Source organism: Acinetobacter sp. LoGeW2-3, assembly GCF_002688565.1.
Taxonomy (GTDB): domain Bacteria; phylum Pseudomonadota; class Gammaproteobacteria; order Pseudomonadales; family Moraxellaceae; genus Acinetobacter.
In genome coordinates this window covers 1,822,571-1,839,853 of sequence record NZ_CP024011.1, presented here as the reverse complement: position 1 = coordinate 1,839,853, position 17,283 = coordinate 1,822,571, and the positions used below count along the sequence as shown (strand labels likewise).

Genomic DNA, 17,283 nt, shown 5'->3' with positions numbered 1-17,283 from the left:
CTTTATCTGTATGTGGAGGTGTCTTAACCGGGATTAAGACACGCCCCTTCCCCAAAATTGTCTGACTTATTCTGGAAGTTTAAAGTCAGATACAGATTCACGTAATGCATCGGCCATGTTAGCAAGTTCAGATACCGAACGTGCCGTATCGAAGGTTGCAGTCGTTGTTTGTGAAGTAATTTCCTGTACAACGTTCATCGTGGTTGCAATATGACCCGCAGATGCCGCCTGAAGTTTCGCTGCATCGGAAATGTTCGCAATCAGTTTCGCAAGGTTGTTCGATACTGTTTGAATCTCATCCAGTGCCACACCGGCATCTTTAGACAAGTTCGCACCACGTACAACTTCGGCAGTGGTTTGTTCCATCGAGATTACGGCTTCGTTGGTATCGGTCTGAATCGTTTTCACCAGGCCTTCAATCTGCTTGGTCGCAGAAGCTGAACGTTCTGCTAGACGCTGTACCTCATCCGCTACCACGGCGAAACCACGACCTGCTTCACCCGCCATAGACGCCTGAATTGCAGCGTTCAATGCCAGGATGTTGGTTTGGTCGGCAATATCGTTAATCAGGGCAACGATGTTACCAATCTCTTGTGAAGATTCACCCAAACGTTTAATACGTTTAGAGGTTTCCTGAATCTGTTCACGAATCGTATCCATACCCTCAATCGAACGGTTTACAACGTCTGCGCCATTTGCCGCAATTTGTACTGAACGTTCCGCAACGACAGCAGATTCTTCAGCGTTGGCAGATACCTGGTCAATCGACAGTGCCATTTCGTTAATCGCTGCAGATGCACCGGCAATTTCTTGTGCCTGGTGTTCAGAAGCTTCTGCTAACTGGTTGGTAATGCTTTGCGTGGTCGCGGTATATTGCGCAACTTCCTGAGACGTTTCCGTAATACGCGATACCAGATCACGTAACTGGTCAATTGCGAAGTTAATCGAGTCGGCAATTGCACCGGTAAAGTCTTCAGATACCGTTGCATATGAACGTAAGTCACCATCTGCAAGGTCGGCGATTTCGTCAAGCAAACGCAGAATCGCATTCTGGTTACGGTCATATTCTTCTTGTAGACGCGTTACACGTTGTTTATCCGATGCACCACGTAATGACAGTAAACGGAATACGCAAACAATGAAGCCAGCCAGGAATGCCAATAACAGGATTGCTGGAATCACTGTTTTTAAAGTTGAACCACCAGACAGCTTATTCAGGTTCGCTAATAGTTGATCTGATTGAGAGAAAATAGAAGCAGAAGCCTGACGTACTTTTACGATCTGTGCTGAGTTTTGCAGAATTGTAGATGCAGCTGACTGTAATACATCATCATATTCAGCTTTGATGCCTTCTAATGATTCACGTAAATTCGGATCATCAATACGTTGTACACCCAGTTGTGCAGAACCATTCAGCTGTGCAGTCAGGTAAGAGCCGAAGGTTTCGGTATCGGCACTGAAGTCATCTGCAGATTCACGTGAACCATCTGTACCTGTTAATACCAAGCTGATTGAACGTAAGATACGTTCTGCAATGAATACCTGGTTTTTCGCAATCACCACCTGGTTAGACGGCATGTCCTGACGCGCCATCTGGTCGACCATCAAGTTGTATTCTGCCTGAATTCCAGGAATTGCTTCACCAATCGCAATGTTGGTATCGTATAGCTGGTTAATGATTTTTTGTTGTGAAGAAATCAGGTTAATACTTGAAGACACTTCAGTCCATTGCTTGTCTACAGCCTGTAGCGCTTCATTATTGGAATGAATGCTTTTTACTGTGTCCAGGTTTTCAGCAAAAGACTTTTGTGAATCAGTCAGATTCTTCATTGCCTCAGGCGTACCTGAAGCAGTCGCTTCTGTCGCTTGACGCGAAATGGTTTGTGAAAGTAGACGTAATTCACCCAAACTTTGGGTAAGTTCGTTGGCACGAGGAACGCTATAGAATAAGTATAACAGCGTGATAGTTGCTGCTAACAGACAGCCCACTGCTCCGTAAATGAGTGGCTTAGACTTTTCACTATCACCGAATACCCGTGATAACTGATCTGCTTGTGATTGAATCTTGGCTAAAAAAGCATTACCACCGCTGCGGCTGCTACTCTCGCCTGTATTTTTCTTCTTAAGCTTAAAGCCCATAAAGCTTCTCCCCGAATTTACGCCCTTTTTACTTTCGTGCGACAATTAATTTATAAATTTTATAGATGCATTCATGTACTTTGGATTTTGCAACAAACGACTGAATAAGAACACATGCCACTGCTGATTATGCTGGTGGAAATACCCCTGACAATATTCCTGTAAATTTTTGTCTAATTCAGTTGTTTTAGAAAAGAAACTTTTCTTATTAAAGTGTTGAATCCCCAAAACCTGATCTACAACCAGGCCGACATACTGATCATTATGGTTAATGCATAATACTTTTTGAGTTGGTGAATACTGGCTTCTATGTCCAGACATATATTGAGCCAGATCCGAGACTGAAAGCAGTCTGCCTCGAATATTTGCCAGTCCTACTACCCAAGGCTGGGTGTTCGGAACTGGCGTATATTTTGGCGGATAGATGACTTCCGAGACTTCCCCAAGCGGGGCAACAAAATATTGCCCCATCATTTCAAAAGCAATGCCTGACCATCGGTTAACTTCGTTTTCATTGGAAACGTAGTTTTTATTACCCCGTTTCGCAATCCGAAGCAGTTCGATAAATCCATTCGCTGCCATAGCGCTTATCCTGCATTGAGGTGTTGCTTAATCACATCAATTAACTGGTTTTCATCTACAGGCTTAGTCAGATAATCTGCTGCGCCCTGACGCTTACCCCATACACGGTCAGTTGCCTGATCCTTGGTACTTACAATTACAATTGGAATATGTTTTGTTGTTGCCCCACGTGCGATCTGACGGGTTGCCTGAAAACCGTTTACCCCTGGCATCACGACATCCATTAACACCAGATCAGGCAATTCTGCCTGCGCCATGGTCACCCCATCAGCACCATTTGCTGCTTCAATTACGTCATAGCCATGCTTAGACAGAATTTCGCGGAAACGAAAAGTTTCTGTCGGTGAATCATCTACGATTAGAATACGTGCCATGCCTACTTCCCCAAGAAAAATCTAATAAATTAAGCACTGATATGGTTGCGGATTGCGGTAAGCAACTCATCTTTGCTAAATGGCTTGGTGAGATATTCATCTGAACCTACCACACGGCCTTTGGCCTGGTCGAACAAACCATCTTTACTCGATAGCATAATAACAGGAATGTTCTGATAACTTTGCGAGTTTTTAATTAAGGCACAAGTCTGATAACCATCAAGACGAGGCATCATAATATCCACAAAAACGATATCGGGATTCGCTTCTGCGATTTTTGACAATGCTTCAAAACCATCTACTGCAGTAATGACTTCACAACCTTCACGCTGAAGAAGAGTTTCCGCTGTACGACGAATGGTTTTTGAATCATCAATGACCATAACTTTTAGATTTTGGAATTTATCGTCCATTTTAACCCTTCCCATTTAGAAACCATAAGCGACAAAAGGCTTATAGCGGAATTTTATATAAGTGTCGATTATTTTTAACATACCTGTCGTGATATTATCAACGCGCATTTTCTACACAAGTAGTCAAAAAATTAGAATTCCAATAACAACTTCACACTTTCCCTGATTCAATGATTTTTTTTTGAGTGCTAATAGTTTTTTATTGTCGAAATTAGGAATAATATATCAGTATTATTACTTCTAAATAAGTAATTTAGTCAACTTTAAAATAGCTTTATTAGTCAACTTTTATTTTGCGGAGCCGATAATGCGCCAGCTTGGGGAAAAACCTGCTTATATGGGTCAGAGAAAATCCATAATCAGGAATACTGCTGTTTTAGTGGCACTTTTGCTGCAAACGATGTTGACAATTAGCAATGCATCCGCAACCAATGCCGCCTCGCAGAAGGCAAAATGGTATCGTTATTATGATCATAAGGGTGTGGCAAACATCAGTACCAATGTAACCCCTAACCATATCCGTTACGGCTATGAAGCCTTAGATCAGAATATGCAGGTCATTCAGCGTGCTAAACCTTATAATGTGGAAGCGGACATTCGTCAGGCACCACAACGTGCAGCACACGCCAGACAACAAGCAGAAGACCAGAAGTTAAAACGTGCTTATAATAATAGCCAGATCGCATTACAGAAAAAGAATGAAGTCCTTACACAGTTAAAAAAGCAAATGGCTTTTCAACAAGAGCAACTGAAGCAACTCCAAAAAGACCGGATTATGTTCGTGCGTCAGGAACGTGAATTTTTACGTAAAGGCAAAAATGTACCTGATCACCTAAAAAATACGCTGATCACCAATGAAAAAAACCTGAATGCACAAAAAGAAAATATTCAATCTTTACAAAGTCGCTATCGAAATCAGGAAGCAGAATACGACAGAATTATCCATCGTTTAAAAGCGCTTGAATAATCTAATATTCTAGATGCTGCTTCTGTGGTCAGCGCAATAAAAAGGACTCCTATGCACCCTGCACAGCATACTTATTTTTTGAAAAATAATAATCGTCGTTCTAGTTTTGCCATGAGTCTGCTCTGCATGAGCCTGCTCTTAAGTGCATGCAATAAACAAGAAACTGCTGATACAGCAACACCAAAGAATCAAAATACCGTAGAACTGATTGCTCAGGACCTTGTTGCAGTTAAGACAGGTAATGCTGTGCAAAAAACTGCATTTACTGGCACCATCCGTGCGGTAAATCAAAGCAGTATCCAGGCTCAGGTGACTGCCACTGCGACCAGTGTCAATGCCCAAGTCGGACAACGCGTACAGAAAGGTCAGGTTCTGGTTCGCCTGAATAATCAGGACAACGCTGCGCGTCTTGCACAGGCGCAGGCCAATCGTGCTTCTGCTCAAGCACAGGCTAATCAGGCACGCTTGATGATGGAGCGTAAGCAGCGTCTGCTGAATCAAGGTTTTATTTCTAAAGCCGAATATGAACAAAGCCGAGTCGACTATCAAACGCAGTTAGAAAATGTACGCGCGCAACAAGCTAATGTCGATATTGCGCAAAAGGCAGATCGGGATGGTATTATCACCAGCCCAATCAGTGGCGTGATCACTCAACGTCAGGTTGAACCTGGTCAGACTGTTGCTCCTGGTCAAACCATCTTTGAAATTGTCGATCCAGATCAACTGGAAATTCAAGCCAAAGTCCCAAGCGATATGCAGGCTGACCTAAAAACCGGCAGTAAAATTGAATACCGGATTCAAGGTAATCCAAACCTGCTGACTGCCAATATCAGCCGGATCTCTCCAATCGCTGATCAGGCCAGCCGCCAGATTGAATTCTTCGCCCGACCAAATGAAACGATTACCTCTTTGAGTATCGGTTCCTTTGTTGATGGCGAGATTCTCAGTGCACGTCAAATTTCTGGGCAGCTGATTCCTTTAGATACGATTCGGGATATTCAGAACAAGCCTTATGTCTGGGCTGTTCGTCAAAATAAAATAATTAAAGTAAATATCGAAGTACTGGAACAACGTTATAACGATAATCTTGCCGTAGTTCGCGGCCTTGATAGTAGCGATCGAATCAGCCGAATCAGCTTTACCGATGCCGATATCAATAAAACCGTCACCCTTGGCCAAAACTAAAATCAATAAAGGATTATCAAGATGTGGTTGACGCGGATTAGTGTGAAATTTCCTGTTTTTACCATCATGATGATGTTCTGCCTGATGGTACTCGGTCTCGCCTCCTGGCAACGTATGGGCGTGGAAGAGTTTCCGGATGTCGATTTTCCCTTTGTCGTGATTTATACCAACTACCCGGGTGCCTCCCCTGAAACGGTTGAATCTGAGATTACCAAAAAACTGGAAGATCAGATCAATACCATTTCTGGTCTGAAACAGGTGATTTCCCAGTCCAGTGAAGGCCTGTCGATGATTACCACAGAATTTAATCTGGATGTTCCGTCGACCACTGCGGCACAGGATGTGCGAGATAAAATTGCGTCAGTGACAGCTGAATTCCGTGACGAAATTCAGGAGCCCGTAGTTGAGCGTTATGATCCATCTGCCAATGCGGTGATGTCGATTGTCTTTGAATCCGACAAGATGGATCTCAAATCATTAAGCTCTTATCTGGATCAACGTATTGTACCGCAACTCCGTACTGTTCCCGGTGTAGGGACCGTCAATCTTCTGGGAGATGCTCAGCGTCAAATCCGCATTCAGATTGAACCACAAAAATTACAAGCTTTTGGAATTGGCATAGACAGTGTCATCAATACCCTAAAATCGGAAAATATTGAAGTTCCTGGCGGCACACTGAAATCTGGAAATTCTGAACTGGTTATTGAAATTAATTCCAAAGTACTGCATCCACAGGCCTTTGGTGATCTGGTGATAGCCAATAAAAACGGCGCACCTATTTTCCTGAAACAGGTTGCTAAGATTGAGGACAGTCAAGCAGAACTGGAAACTGGTGCATTCTTGGATGGCAAGGCAGCGGTGGCTGTCGATATTCTGCGCAGTTCCGATTCCAATGTCATTGAAGTTGTCGATGAAACTTATAAAACTCTAGAAAGCATTAAAGCCCAGCTACCGCAAGGTACCACTCTGCAAGTGGTCGTTGATTCTTCCAAGAGTATCCGCGGAACCATTGGCGATGTCGCACGAACGATTATTGAAGGTGCGGTGCTTGCTGTACTCATCGTATTGCTATTTTTAGGTTCCTTCCGCTCTACGGTGATCACTGGCCTCACCCTGCCCATTGCCCTACTCGGCACCCTGACCTTTATCTGGGCTTTTGGTTTCACTATTAATATGATGACACTGCTGGCACTTTCACTCAGTATTGGCCTGTTGATTGATGATGCCATCGTGGTCCGGGAAAACATTGTCCGGCATAGCGATATGGGTAAAGACCATGTGACTGCTGCGCTCGATGGCACCAAAGAAATTGGCCTGGCTGTCCTCGCGACTACTTTAACGATTGTTGCGGTATTTTTACCGGTTGCCTTTATGGGCGGGATTATCGGTCGTTTCTTCTTCCAGTTTGGTGTGGCTGTCAGTACCGCCGTCCTGATCTCCATGTTTGTCAGCTTTACCCTCGATCCGATGCTGTCGGCACATTGGGCTGAGCGTAAAAAGGATCCGAATAAAAAGCCAAATGCTGTAAAACGCTTCTTTATATGGATTTCTAACAAGCTGGATGGCTTGAGTGAGGTCTATGAAAAATTACTCAAATTAGCACTCCGTTTTAGATTGATCACCATTCTGGTCGCAGTCGCCTCCCTGTTTGGCGCACTGGGACTTTCCAAATTGATTGGTACCGAGTTTGTTCCCGTACCAGATAAGGGTGAAATCCGGATCAAGTTTGAAACGCCAGTAGATTCATCTTTAGAATATTCTCAAGCCAAACTCCAGCAGGTTGATCATATTATCCGTAAACATCCAGATGTCCGTGCGACTTATGGTGTAATCAATGGTGTGACCGACCGGGGTAAAAATCATGTCAGCCTGCGCGTCACCGTGACGCCACGTACTGAACGTGAAAAGACGCTGAATGATCTCAACAATGAATTCCGTGAGCGCTTGCAGTCTGTTGGCGGCATTTCCATTACTTCAGTAGCCTCTGCAGATGAAACAGTTTCTGGTGGGCAAAAGCCAATCATGATCTCCATTAAGGGACCAGATCTTGACGAACTGCAAAAGATTTCTGACCGCTTTATGGTAGAGCTTAGCAAAGTCGAGGGCGTGGTTGACCTTGAGACCTCACTGAAAGAACCGAAGCCGACTCTGGCTGTACAGGTCAATCGCGTACTCGCCAGTGACCTCGGTCTTTCAGTTAATCAAATTGCCAATGTCATCCGCCCACTCATTGCCGGTGATGATGTGACATCTTGGCAAGATGAAAAAGGTGAAACTTATGATGTGAATCTGCGCCTAACTGAAGACAAACGTACGTTGCCAAGCGATCTGCAGAATATGTATCTCACTTCCAATAAAACCGATGCCAGTGGTCAACCGATCATGATTCCACTCTCAAGTGTGGCGAAATTTGAGGAAAAACTCGGGGCATCTCAGATTAACCGTCGTGACCTGGCACGTGAAGTCATGGTCGAAGCCAATACAACGGGGCGTCCTGCGGGGGATATCGGTACAGAAATAAGCAAGGTTCAGGCTGATTTTGACTTGCCACCAGGTTATAGTTTTGTGACTCAAGGTGCTAACGCTGATATGGCCGAATCTGCAGGTTATGCCCTGACTGCAATTACCTTGTCAATTGTATTTATTTATATTGTATTGGGTTCGCAGTTCAACAGCTTTATTCACCCTGCGGCAATTATGGCTTCATTACCCTTATCCTTGATCGGGGTATTCTTAGCGCTTTTCCTGTTTAACTCGACCATGAACCTGTTCTCCATCATCGGAATCATCATGTTGATGGGTCTGGTGACCAAGAATGCGATTCTACTCATCGACTTCATCAAGAAAGCCATGGATCGTGGCGAAGATCGCTATGATGCCATTATTGCTTCAGGCAAAACCCGTCTACGTCCTATCCTGATGACCACAAGTGCCATGGTGATGGGTATGGTACCGCTTGCACTTGGACTTGGTGAAGGTGGTGAACAAAGTGCACCAATGGCACATGCAGTCATTGGCGGTGTGATTACCTCTACCCTGTTGACCTTGGTGGTTGTTCCAGTGATCTTTACCTATCTGGACGATTTTAAGAATTTTATGCTGCGCCAAGCCCGTAAAATCATGTCATAATTTATTCCATAATAATGGGGTGACATTCTGAAATGTTCACCTCATTTTTTATTGTATAATCTCTGCTTTAACGCTTAATTTTTTAGGACAGTTTCCATGCGCGCGAGTCGCTTTTTATTTGCAACGTTGAGAGAAACCCCGAACGATGCTGAAGTTATTTCACATCAGCTAATGCTTCGTGCCGGTATGATTCGTAAGTTGGCTTCAGGTTTATACACCTGGCTGCCGATGGGCGTTCGCGTATTAAATAAAGTTGAAGCGATCGTTCGCGAAGAAATGGATCGTGCTGGTTCACTCCAAGTATTGATGCCTGTCACTCAGCCGGCTTCACTTTGGGAAGAGTCTGGCCGTTATGTGCAATATGGTCCTGAACTGCTTCGTTTCAAAGACCGTCATACAAATGATTTCGTGCTTGGCCCTACACACGAAGAAGTCATTACTGATCTCGCACGTAATGAGTTGAAAAGTTACAAACAATTGCCTGCAAACTTCTATCAAGTACAAACTAAATTCCGTGACGAAATCCGTCCACGTTTCGGCGTAATGCGTTCACGTGAATTCATCATGAAAGATGCCTATTCTTTCCATGCGGATCAAGAATCACTGCAAGAAACTTACGATAAGATGTACGATGCGTATTGCAAAATCTTTACCCGTCTAGGTTTGAATTTCCGTCCAGTACAGGCAGATACTGGTTCAATCGGTGGTTCAGGTTCTCACGAATTCCACGTATTGGCTTCTAGTGGTGAAGATGATATCGCATTCTCAACTGAATCAGATTACGCAGCCAACATTGAAATGGCTGAGGCTGTTTTGGTGGGTGAACGCGCTGCTCCTGCTCAAGAGTTAAAAGTTGTAGACACTCCAAATCAAAAAACCATTGCGGATGTATCTAAGTTCTTGGGTACTGATCCAGCTCAGTCAGTGAAAGCACTACTGGTTCAAGGCATAGCAGTAGAAGCTGGTCAACCTGCTCCAGTGGTTGCTTTATTCCTTCGTGGTGACCATGAACTGAATGAAATTAAAGCTGAAAAGCACCCACAAATTGCTGCTCCTTTGGCATTTGCCACTGAAGCTCAACTTGCTGAACTTGGCTTAACGGCTGGTTTTGTGGGGCCACAAGGTCTGGTAGAAAAAGGTATTACGGTAATTGCTGACCGTGCTGCTTCTGTACTTTCTGACTTTGTTGCTGGAGCCAATGAAGCTGACAAGCACGCGACTGGTATGAACTGGGAACGTGATGCACAATTTACTGAAGTTTATGACCTGCGTAACGTGGTTGAAGGTGACCCTTCTCCAGACGGTAAAGGCACACTTCAAATCAAACGTGGTATCGAAGTTGGTCACATCTTCCAACTTGGCAAGAAATATTCAGAAGCGCTAGGCTGTAAAGTTTTAGGTGAAGATGGTAAACCATTCACTGTAACGATGGGTTGCTATGGTATTGGCGTAACACGTGTCGTTGCTTCAGCGATTGAACAAAACTACGATGAAAAAGGTATTATCTGGCCATCTGCCATCGCACCTTTTGAAGTGGCAATTGTTCCAATGAATGCACATAAATCACCACGTACCTTAGAAGCTGCTGAAGCGCTTTATTCAGAGCTTCAAGCGGCTGGTTATGATGTGCTACTTGATGACCGTAATGAACGCCCAGGTGTGAAATTCTCTGATCTTGAGTTAACTGGTATTCCACACCGCATCGTGATTGGTGAAAAAGGTCTGGATGCAGGCACTTTTGAATACAAAGGTCGCCGTGATGCAGAATCCGTTAATCTATCTAAAGAAGAATTATTAGCTAAAATTGCTAAATAATTTACTTTAAATAAAAAATCCCGCTATATGCGGGATTTTTTATAGCAGGTTTAACAGAATTTATGGCCACCAAAACAGTTACGATAAGCAGGTTCAAGCATTGTAATATTACCTTGTGCAGCCAATCCTGTTTGAACAATATTTGACATTAGAGTCGTTAATGGCTGGTTAATATTAATTGTAAATGCATCTTCTAAGTACATAGACCAGCCCTGCGTAGCTTTTGCTTGCTCAGCAAATCCCGGATATTTAATACCTTCTGCTAAAGATGTTAAAGCAATTCCGAACAAATTTGAGTCAACATCAATTTGGTGTACATTCCCCAAATTAAAAGGCAATACATAATTATTGAGTATAGTTGTAAGCTGATTACTATAGGCGTCATTAGTTTGAGAACCTTTATTTGGTACTCCTAGGTTTAGCCCTTTTAATGTCTCCTCTTTCATATAAGTTTTGATACCTGTACGTAATAAAGGTAGTAGTAAGTTACCTATATCTTGTGTTCCAATAAAACTACACTCGCCTGGATCATGTCCTGTACACATCTGATTAATAGTTAAATTTTGTACCACTTCATCAACTAAACTTCCTAATTGCAATCCATGGATTTGAACCTGTTGCATACGTTTTCCGTTTGCCAAAATACTTAGATTTTCACGTTTTGATGCTTGAGTATTAATTGTTTGATCTCGATACTCAACTGTTACAGCATTTAAAAGATTTAAGATTTCTGCATTTGCAACGCCTAAATATGCGCTAGCTGCATATTGCTGTTTTTTTCCACCACCAAGAAGACCATAGTCTCCCATAAAGTCTTGAGAATATTTAGAAGCATTTTCTTCACTACATCCTGTCGTACCTGCTTTACATGTTACTGCTACATTTTCTTGTGCTTGAATATATAAATTATTTACACCAGTTAAATAGCCGCTAAAGCTATTCATAGTACCAATGCTCATAGGTCCTTTCGCATTCTCTGCACCCACCCTAACACCAACAACTTGGCGAGTTGAAGCTTGATTTCCACCTTTAATTGCAAATTGGAAAAATGGATTTGTGAGAACAAAGTCTCTTAAATCTTTTTGATTTGCAATAGTATTATCATAGTCTGTTCCTTTGGGTTGACCTGTTACATTGGTTGGTAATGTGATACAGCTACCACTACCACCAACAACACAACCTAGTGAAAATTCAGATATATCAATATCACAACCATCTGCCCCATTAATTCCGCCACAACCTAGTTGCAAATTTTTAATATTTGTATTTAGCGAAAGCTCACCATTAATAGCTAGTTTAAAAAAATCCAAACCTTGAGTTGAGTCAGTTTCTTTAATCATATTAAAGAGTGCTTGACCTGTAACCTCAGATAGATCTTGATCGACTAATTCTGTCATGGCATAACTAGAAGTGGTTAGTATTGTAGAGCATAAAAATAAACCATAAATAATCTTGTTCATTTTTTGAATTCCCTTCATTTTTTAATTATCTTGGCGTAATTGACATAGTGCTGCGCATTGCACCACCCGTAATCGCGATACTAGCCATGTTTTGCATTTTATCATTTACTTGCATAGCAAAGTTTGTTCTAAATGGCTGTGCAATATCTTTATTATGATTAAAGCCGATCTGATTATCTAAAACAACTTTATCTTCTTTCACCTTAATGCGAGCATCAAAGTCTATGTGCCCTTGCATTTTATTCAGGCTTATTGCAGATGTTTGGATTGATTTAAAATTTTGAGTTGGTGATTCAACATTAGCATTTGAATTATTCACCTCTTGGCCTACTACTTCAACTTCATCAATATTACTTAAGCTAAAATAACTACCTAAAATATTGGGATCATTTGTATTTGCTAAAGGTCTAAATTTAAAGTCGCCTTTTAAACTAAGAAAATTTGTATCAGGGTTTGCGGTAGTTGGATTAACTCCAGGGATAATGAATAAATTGCCACTGCCATCTAATTTAAAAGCAATATTAGTTAATACATCATTACGATTTGAAAAATTATCTAAAGGTACTGTCGTCTGCTTAATAACTTTTTGTTGATTACCATTATTATCAAGAATCGGATTATTATTATTATCAACAAGAATATCATTAGATTCATATGAATATGTCGTTCCTGGTAACCGACCAATCGCTAACTCAGCATTTGCTGCAATGACTAAATTTTTAGCATCAATGTGGATACCTTCTTGCTCATAAGCAATCACACCATCAGATTGTACAAATGCATCAATATTACGTAAACCTGCGTAATAGTTACGAGCATGACCATTTTCCACCTCTCCATCAATTAAAATAATAGAAGTAGTACTTGGCGCTCCAGTCACTTTATCAATACCATAACCTTGTGTAGAGGCTATTAAATTATAAGCTATCGCTTCTTTATTATTATATTTAGTTCCAGATAAAGCGATATTTGTATTTAAGTTGTAAATTGGAATACCGATACCCCATGACCCACTATTACTTGTAGGTAAACTCGTATCATTAGAAATAAAATTTGCTTTAGAAGCTATAGATTGAAAATCCATATCCCTAATAGCTATCAAAACTACATCTTTATTAATTTGCTGATTTTGGTTATTTTTTCCACCGACATCTTGGATAATTAGATTCGATGATTGATCTAATGTCCGTTTTAACTTTTCATTAATAAGAAAGCTAAGGCTTCCTGCTTCTAGGGTATTAATGTAAATATCACCAAAATCGATATAAGCTGCATTTTCCCCTGTTAATGATCTAAGATTCTGGAACTGTACTGAGTAACTCCCTCTGCCCGTATGTCCAATTTCTAATGTTGTAGCCTTCAGGCTTTTATCCTTAAAGCTTTTACCCTCAAGCTCTGTCTTATTGGTAAAATCTGCAGAAAGATTTAGATGTAATCCACCCGATCCAACATTGTAGTCTGTAACCGCTGTATCAGCACGAATAATTTCACTTTCAGTAATAATTGTTTTAATTTGATTATCACTCATTTTAATGCGTCTTTCTGTACGCTCTTTATTTGAAACATTAAAACTTGATAATGGGGTTTGTAACGGTGCAACATCCGATACATTTTGATTTGCACTCACTGCTAAGCGTGCATTTTTAACTGTGCCTGAAATGCCGTAACGCATGATGTTTTTAAGTTCACCGTTATCATTTTGATATCGAAGATCAAAATTCACGCCAGCAGTATTGGCACCTGTTGGGTCTCCACCACTATCTTTTATTTGCACAGACTCTAAAACTATAAAATTATCCGTTGTTCCATTGTTACTTGTTAAAACTATACCCTCTTTAGGATCAATATAAATATAACCTTGACCAGCGAAGTTAAAATTGAAATTACTAAATACAAGACTATTATTTTCTAAGGAATGTTTTAAAGAGGCATCTTGTAAATTAAAGTCAATGCTAGCTAATTCATTTTTATTAAATAAACCTGCTGTAGTTCGTAGTACAACACTAAAAGGTGATTTTGTAGATAGAGAAAACTTACCTAATGATTGATTAGATTCTGTACCTTTAGTACGAATGGAAGTTGGATCATTCTCAATATCTTTAATTTTTACTAATTTTAAATCAGCTTTTGCTGTAAAAGGGCTAACACTTGCATCAAGCTTGATTCCAGCTCCAGCATCTGTAGCTCCTACATCAAATGAAATCTTAGTTTCTAATGCATTTTGATCTTCAGCATAGACTTTTACGTTATGTAAACCTAAACCCATTTTTATATCTTTATTTTGATTAGGGTCATACCAATTTAGCTTTTCAATTTCAATAGCCGGCAATATGGCATTATCTGTAGACAGACCATTATTGACTTGATGCGTAATGCTAATACCATCTTGGCCAGTAACTTGACCTAAATCATTATCCTGAATTTGTTCTAATGCATGACTTTGTTGTACTAGAAATATACATGCAGTTAACAACTTTATTTTTGTATTTATATTCATTTTCATATCCTTATGCTACTGCACACATATTTCAGCAACGACCAGAACCATTACAGTTATAACTGAAAATCTTTAGTTTCCCATCCATATGTAAGTTGCCTTGAACGTTTAAGCCCATAAACCCCTTTTCCGCTCCCTGATCAAATGTAGGAACTGTAACTTCTTTAGTTGTAGCACTGCCATCTGCTGCTAAGGCTTTAGTAGTATATGTGCTATATTTTGTATTATTAGCATAACCTTCCAATGCCCCCTCACCTGTACCTGTCTCGATAGAGAGGGTTTCGAATCCTAGATTCCTAATTTTAAGTGGATATGCATCTTTAAAGCTTATTTGTAAGGCAGATTGCGGTTGGTTTTGATAATTCATTATGGTTGTACCATCAATAGCAAAATTATCAATCTGGATTGTTCCTTGAATCCCTTTAAAGACTAGCCATTTTTTATTATTATTCGCATCCATATGGTTATTTGGTGCTATCGCCAAACGACATAAAACTTTATTTGCACACAACTCATTAGACAATTGATAATAAACTTCCAGCTTGCCAGTAGCATCTAATGAGGAAATATTATTTTTACTCATATCTGCTGCATACTGATGATTTAAGGAGAGTGTCCAACTTAAATCTGCGCCACCCTGTCCTGCTATTTCCACTAATTGCTCATTTGACATATTAGTTAAATTAGCTTGAGCTGTAAAAGAAAAACTCAGTAATGCAATCATAAGTAATCGATTCGACATAATACTTCCCTTCTTATAGCCCTGTAGTTTTGAACTTTAAATGCTGGATTAAAACACCATCAATGACTGCAGATCCAAAGTTTTTACTTATGCCATTTGCATCTTTAAAAACAACACCTGTCACATTTTGTCCATCATTTGCTCTTAATAAATTTGTATTTGGTACACGCTCAACCGTACCAATTGCTATACTGCTGTGCGTAGCATTATTACCTTGATAATTTTTATTACTAATAACAACTGAATCACCACACTGGTAAACATTACAGGTAGACCCTTTAAATTCAGCCCCACCTAGACCAACACCATAATTTTGATATATCTGATTATAAATACTTGGAACATTAGGAATTTTCGTAATTTCTAAAATAATATTATTTCCTTCAGAACCCACAACAAATGGCTGATACATATTACCTAACACCAAATTTATATTAGGACTATAAAGATAGAGACCCTCTTTCGGTTGAAATATAGGAGCTTTAGCATCTCTACTCATTGCTGGTGTAGCAAAATTTGTATCTAAATCATCCAGCGTTGCGGTACTAATACGAATCCCTCTACGATCCAAGTCAGTATCATTTATAGTGAGATTTTTTGGATCATGATGGGTATTAATTCGGATTAAACTTGCTAAACCTAATGTTTTATTATATTCAGGATTGTCTGACTCTAAAGTTTGAAACATACGGACTTGAGATCCATTTAAACTCAAGCCATTGGCCACGAATTGAGTCCTAAGACGATCAGTTTTATTAAGCCCAGAGATTGGAGCTCCTGTTATAGGATCTACGACATTTGATGAATTATAGCTTCTGGCAAATATATCGCTCCAAAAACCCAATTTGATATTATTATCTGCACCATCTCTAGTTTCTAGGGCAAGAGGAGCTTCAAAAGCAATATAACCTACACTTTCCTGTTTATCTTTAAACTGCTTTACATCCTGAGTACCCGCTCTAAACAACCATGGATTATCAGGTGTACCCCAATTAAAACCTTCATTACTAAATCGCGTATTTAAGGAACCATCACTTTTTGATAATGCAAGACCATAAATAAACATATCTGCTTTTATTTTTTTATCACTTATATTTGTATTAATTGACGGCAATACATTTTTGATAAAGTTTTTTTCAGTTTCCGCTCTTGCCCAGTGTTCGGCATTTTGCTTTAACTCATTTTCTAAAGCATTAATTTTATTAGTAACACGTGTGTTAATAGCATTATAATGAGTACCTGAAGTCCGATTTACATCATTAGTAGCATCTCTTTCACTCCATGCTTTACGGTTTGCTTCTGATGTCAACCAATTATCGTATATACCGTTATAGTAATTATAATAACGTTCTGTCCAATATGAATCAGATGCTCTTGATTTTTCATATGCAATCAATTCTGTACGCTTAGCATCAGTAATAGTATTCAACGTTTGAGTATATGTATTTTGATAATTTGTATTTGAATACTGAATGAAACTTGGATTAATAGCAGCATCGTATTGTCCCTGATAGTTCTCACCTGTCGGAATAATACGAATAAAACCTGTGTCATATTGTTCGGGATTTGCCACTGGAACATTCAAGTTATAACTTGAATGTGCAGAGCTATCGTTGGCTCCCTGGAATACCATTTTAAAATTATCTAAAACGAGGGCTACCCCCTCACCAGTTGACTCAGATAAAGAAGTATCCGACAACTCTTGTAATGCAAAGGTTGCTGGACTCATACATAAACCAACCATCAGAGCCAAGTAACTTGCACTAAATGAATATGTCCGTTGTGGAATCATGTCAAACATCCTTCTTCTTATGTTAAACACTGCTTTCGTATCCTTAAGCTTCCCAGCCGAGTCAGTGCTTTTTATATGATGCAGTTGGCATCTTTTATAAATATATTTCCTTTATTATGCTTATTTTTACGTCAAATTCCAAAATATCGTGACAAAAATGCTCGAGTTTCCGATGAATGAAAACCAAA

Annotated in this window: 12 protein-coding genes; 4 read left to right on the top strand and 8 right to left on the bottom strand. The window is 40.2% G+C overall.

Translation table 11 applies throughout. From position 1 onward, the window contains the following. Positions 1-66: 66 nt before the first annotated feature. The 4 genes from BS636_RS08780 to pilG are packed head-to-tail and all read right to left on the bottom strand — an operon-like array spanning position 67 to position 3,508. A complete protein-coding gene (locus BS636_RS08780) occupies positions 67-2,139 on the bottom strand; it encodes a methyl-accepting chemotaxis protein (protein WP_099338412.1) in 2,073 nt (690 codons plus the stop codon). Between the two features lie 45 nt (positions 2,140-2,184). Continuing rightward, the gene (locus BS636_RS08775; RefSeq protein ID WP_099338411.1) at positions 2,185-2,721 is read right to left on the bottom strand and encodes a chemotaxis protein CheW; all 537 of its coding nucleotides are present in this window, start codon (positions 2,719-2,721) and stop codon (positions 2,185-2,187) included. A 5-nt stretch (positions 2,722-2,726) separates the two neighbouring features. After that, positions 2,727-3,095, bottom strand: a complete 369-nt coding sequence (locus BS636_RS08770; protein WP_099338410.1) for a response regulator — start codon at positions 3,093-3,095, stop codon at positions 2,727-2,729. Positions 3,096-3,124: 29 nt separating this feature from the next. Continuing rightward, on the bottom strand, positions 3,125-3,508 hold the full coding sequence (gene pilG / locus BS636_RS08765) for a twitching motility response regulator PilG (protein WP_004814763.1): 384 nt from the start codon (positions 3,506-3,508) through the stop codon (positions 3,125-3,127). A gap of 337 nt (positions 3,509-3,845) precedes the next feature. On the opposite strand from pilG, the gene BS636_RS08760 reads away from it, so the two are divergent. From BS636_RS08760 to BS636_RS08745, 4 genes are all read left to right on the top strand, one after another. Next, positions 3,846-4,475, top strand: a complete 630-nt coding sequence (locus BS636_RS08760) for a hypothetical protein (RefSeq protein ID WP_228206948.1) — start codon at positions 3,846-3,848, stop codon at positions 4,473-4,475. Positions 4,476-4,526: 51 nt separating this feature from the next. Beyond that, positions 4,527-5,660 carry an efflux RND transporter periplasmic adaptor subunit gene (locus tag BS636_RS08755; RefSeq protein ID WP_099338408.1) on the top strand — a complete coding sequence of 378 codons (1,134 nt, stop codon included), beginning with the start codon at positions 4,527-4,529 and terminating at the stop codon, positions 5,658-5,660. 21 nt (positions 5,661-5,681) lie between these two features. Further along, positions 5,682-8,789 carry an efflux RND transporter permease subunit gene (locus BS636_RS08750; RefSeq protein WP_099338407.1) on the top strand — a complete coding sequence of 1,036 codons (3,108 nt, stop codon included), beginning with the start codon at positions 5,682-5,684 and terminating at the stop codon, positions 8,787-8,789. Between the two features lie 96 nt (positions 8,790-8,885). Continuing rightward, a complete protein-coding gene (locus tag BS636_RS08745) occupies positions 8,886-10,604 on the top strand; it encodes a proline--tRNA ligase (protein WP_099338406.1) in 1,719 nt (572 codons plus the stop codon). Between the two features lie 50 nt (positions 10,605-10,654). Here BS636_RS08745 and BS636_RS08740 read toward each other — a convergent pair whose 3' ends face one another. From BS636_RS08740 to BS636_RS08725, 4 genes are read right to left on the bottom strand one after another with little or no spacing between them, the layout of a single operon-like run. Continuing rightward, positions 10,655-12,064 carry a hypothetical protein gene (locus BS636_RS08740; protein WP_099339637.1) on the bottom strand — a complete coding sequence of 470 codons (1,410 nt, stop codon included), beginning with the start codon at positions 12,062-12,064 and terminating at the stop codon, positions 10,655-10,657. 25 nt (positions 12,065-12,089) lie between these two features. Then, positions 12,090-14,561 carry a hypothetical protein gene (locus BS636_RS08735; protein WP_099338405.1) on the bottom strand — a complete coding sequence of 824 codons (2,472 nt, stop codon included), beginning with the start codon at positions 14,559-14,561 and terminating at the stop codon, positions 12,090-12,092. 31 nt (positions 14,562-14,592) lie between these two features. After that, positions 14,593-15,303 carry a hypothetical protein gene (locus tag BS636_RS08730; protein ID WP_099338404.1) on the bottom strand — a complete coding sequence of 237 codons (711 nt, stop codon included), beginning with the start codon at positions 15,301-15,303 and terminating at the stop codon, positions 14,593-14,595. A 13-nt stretch (positions 15,304-15,316) separates the two neighbouring features. Then, positions 15,317-17,032: a hypothetical protein gene (locus BS636_RS08725; RefSeq protein WP_228206891.1), complete on the bottom strand. Its 1,716-nt coding sequence runs from the start codon at positions 17,030-17,032 to the stop codon at positions 15,317-15,319. Positions 17,033-17,283 lie beyond the last annotated feature (251 nt).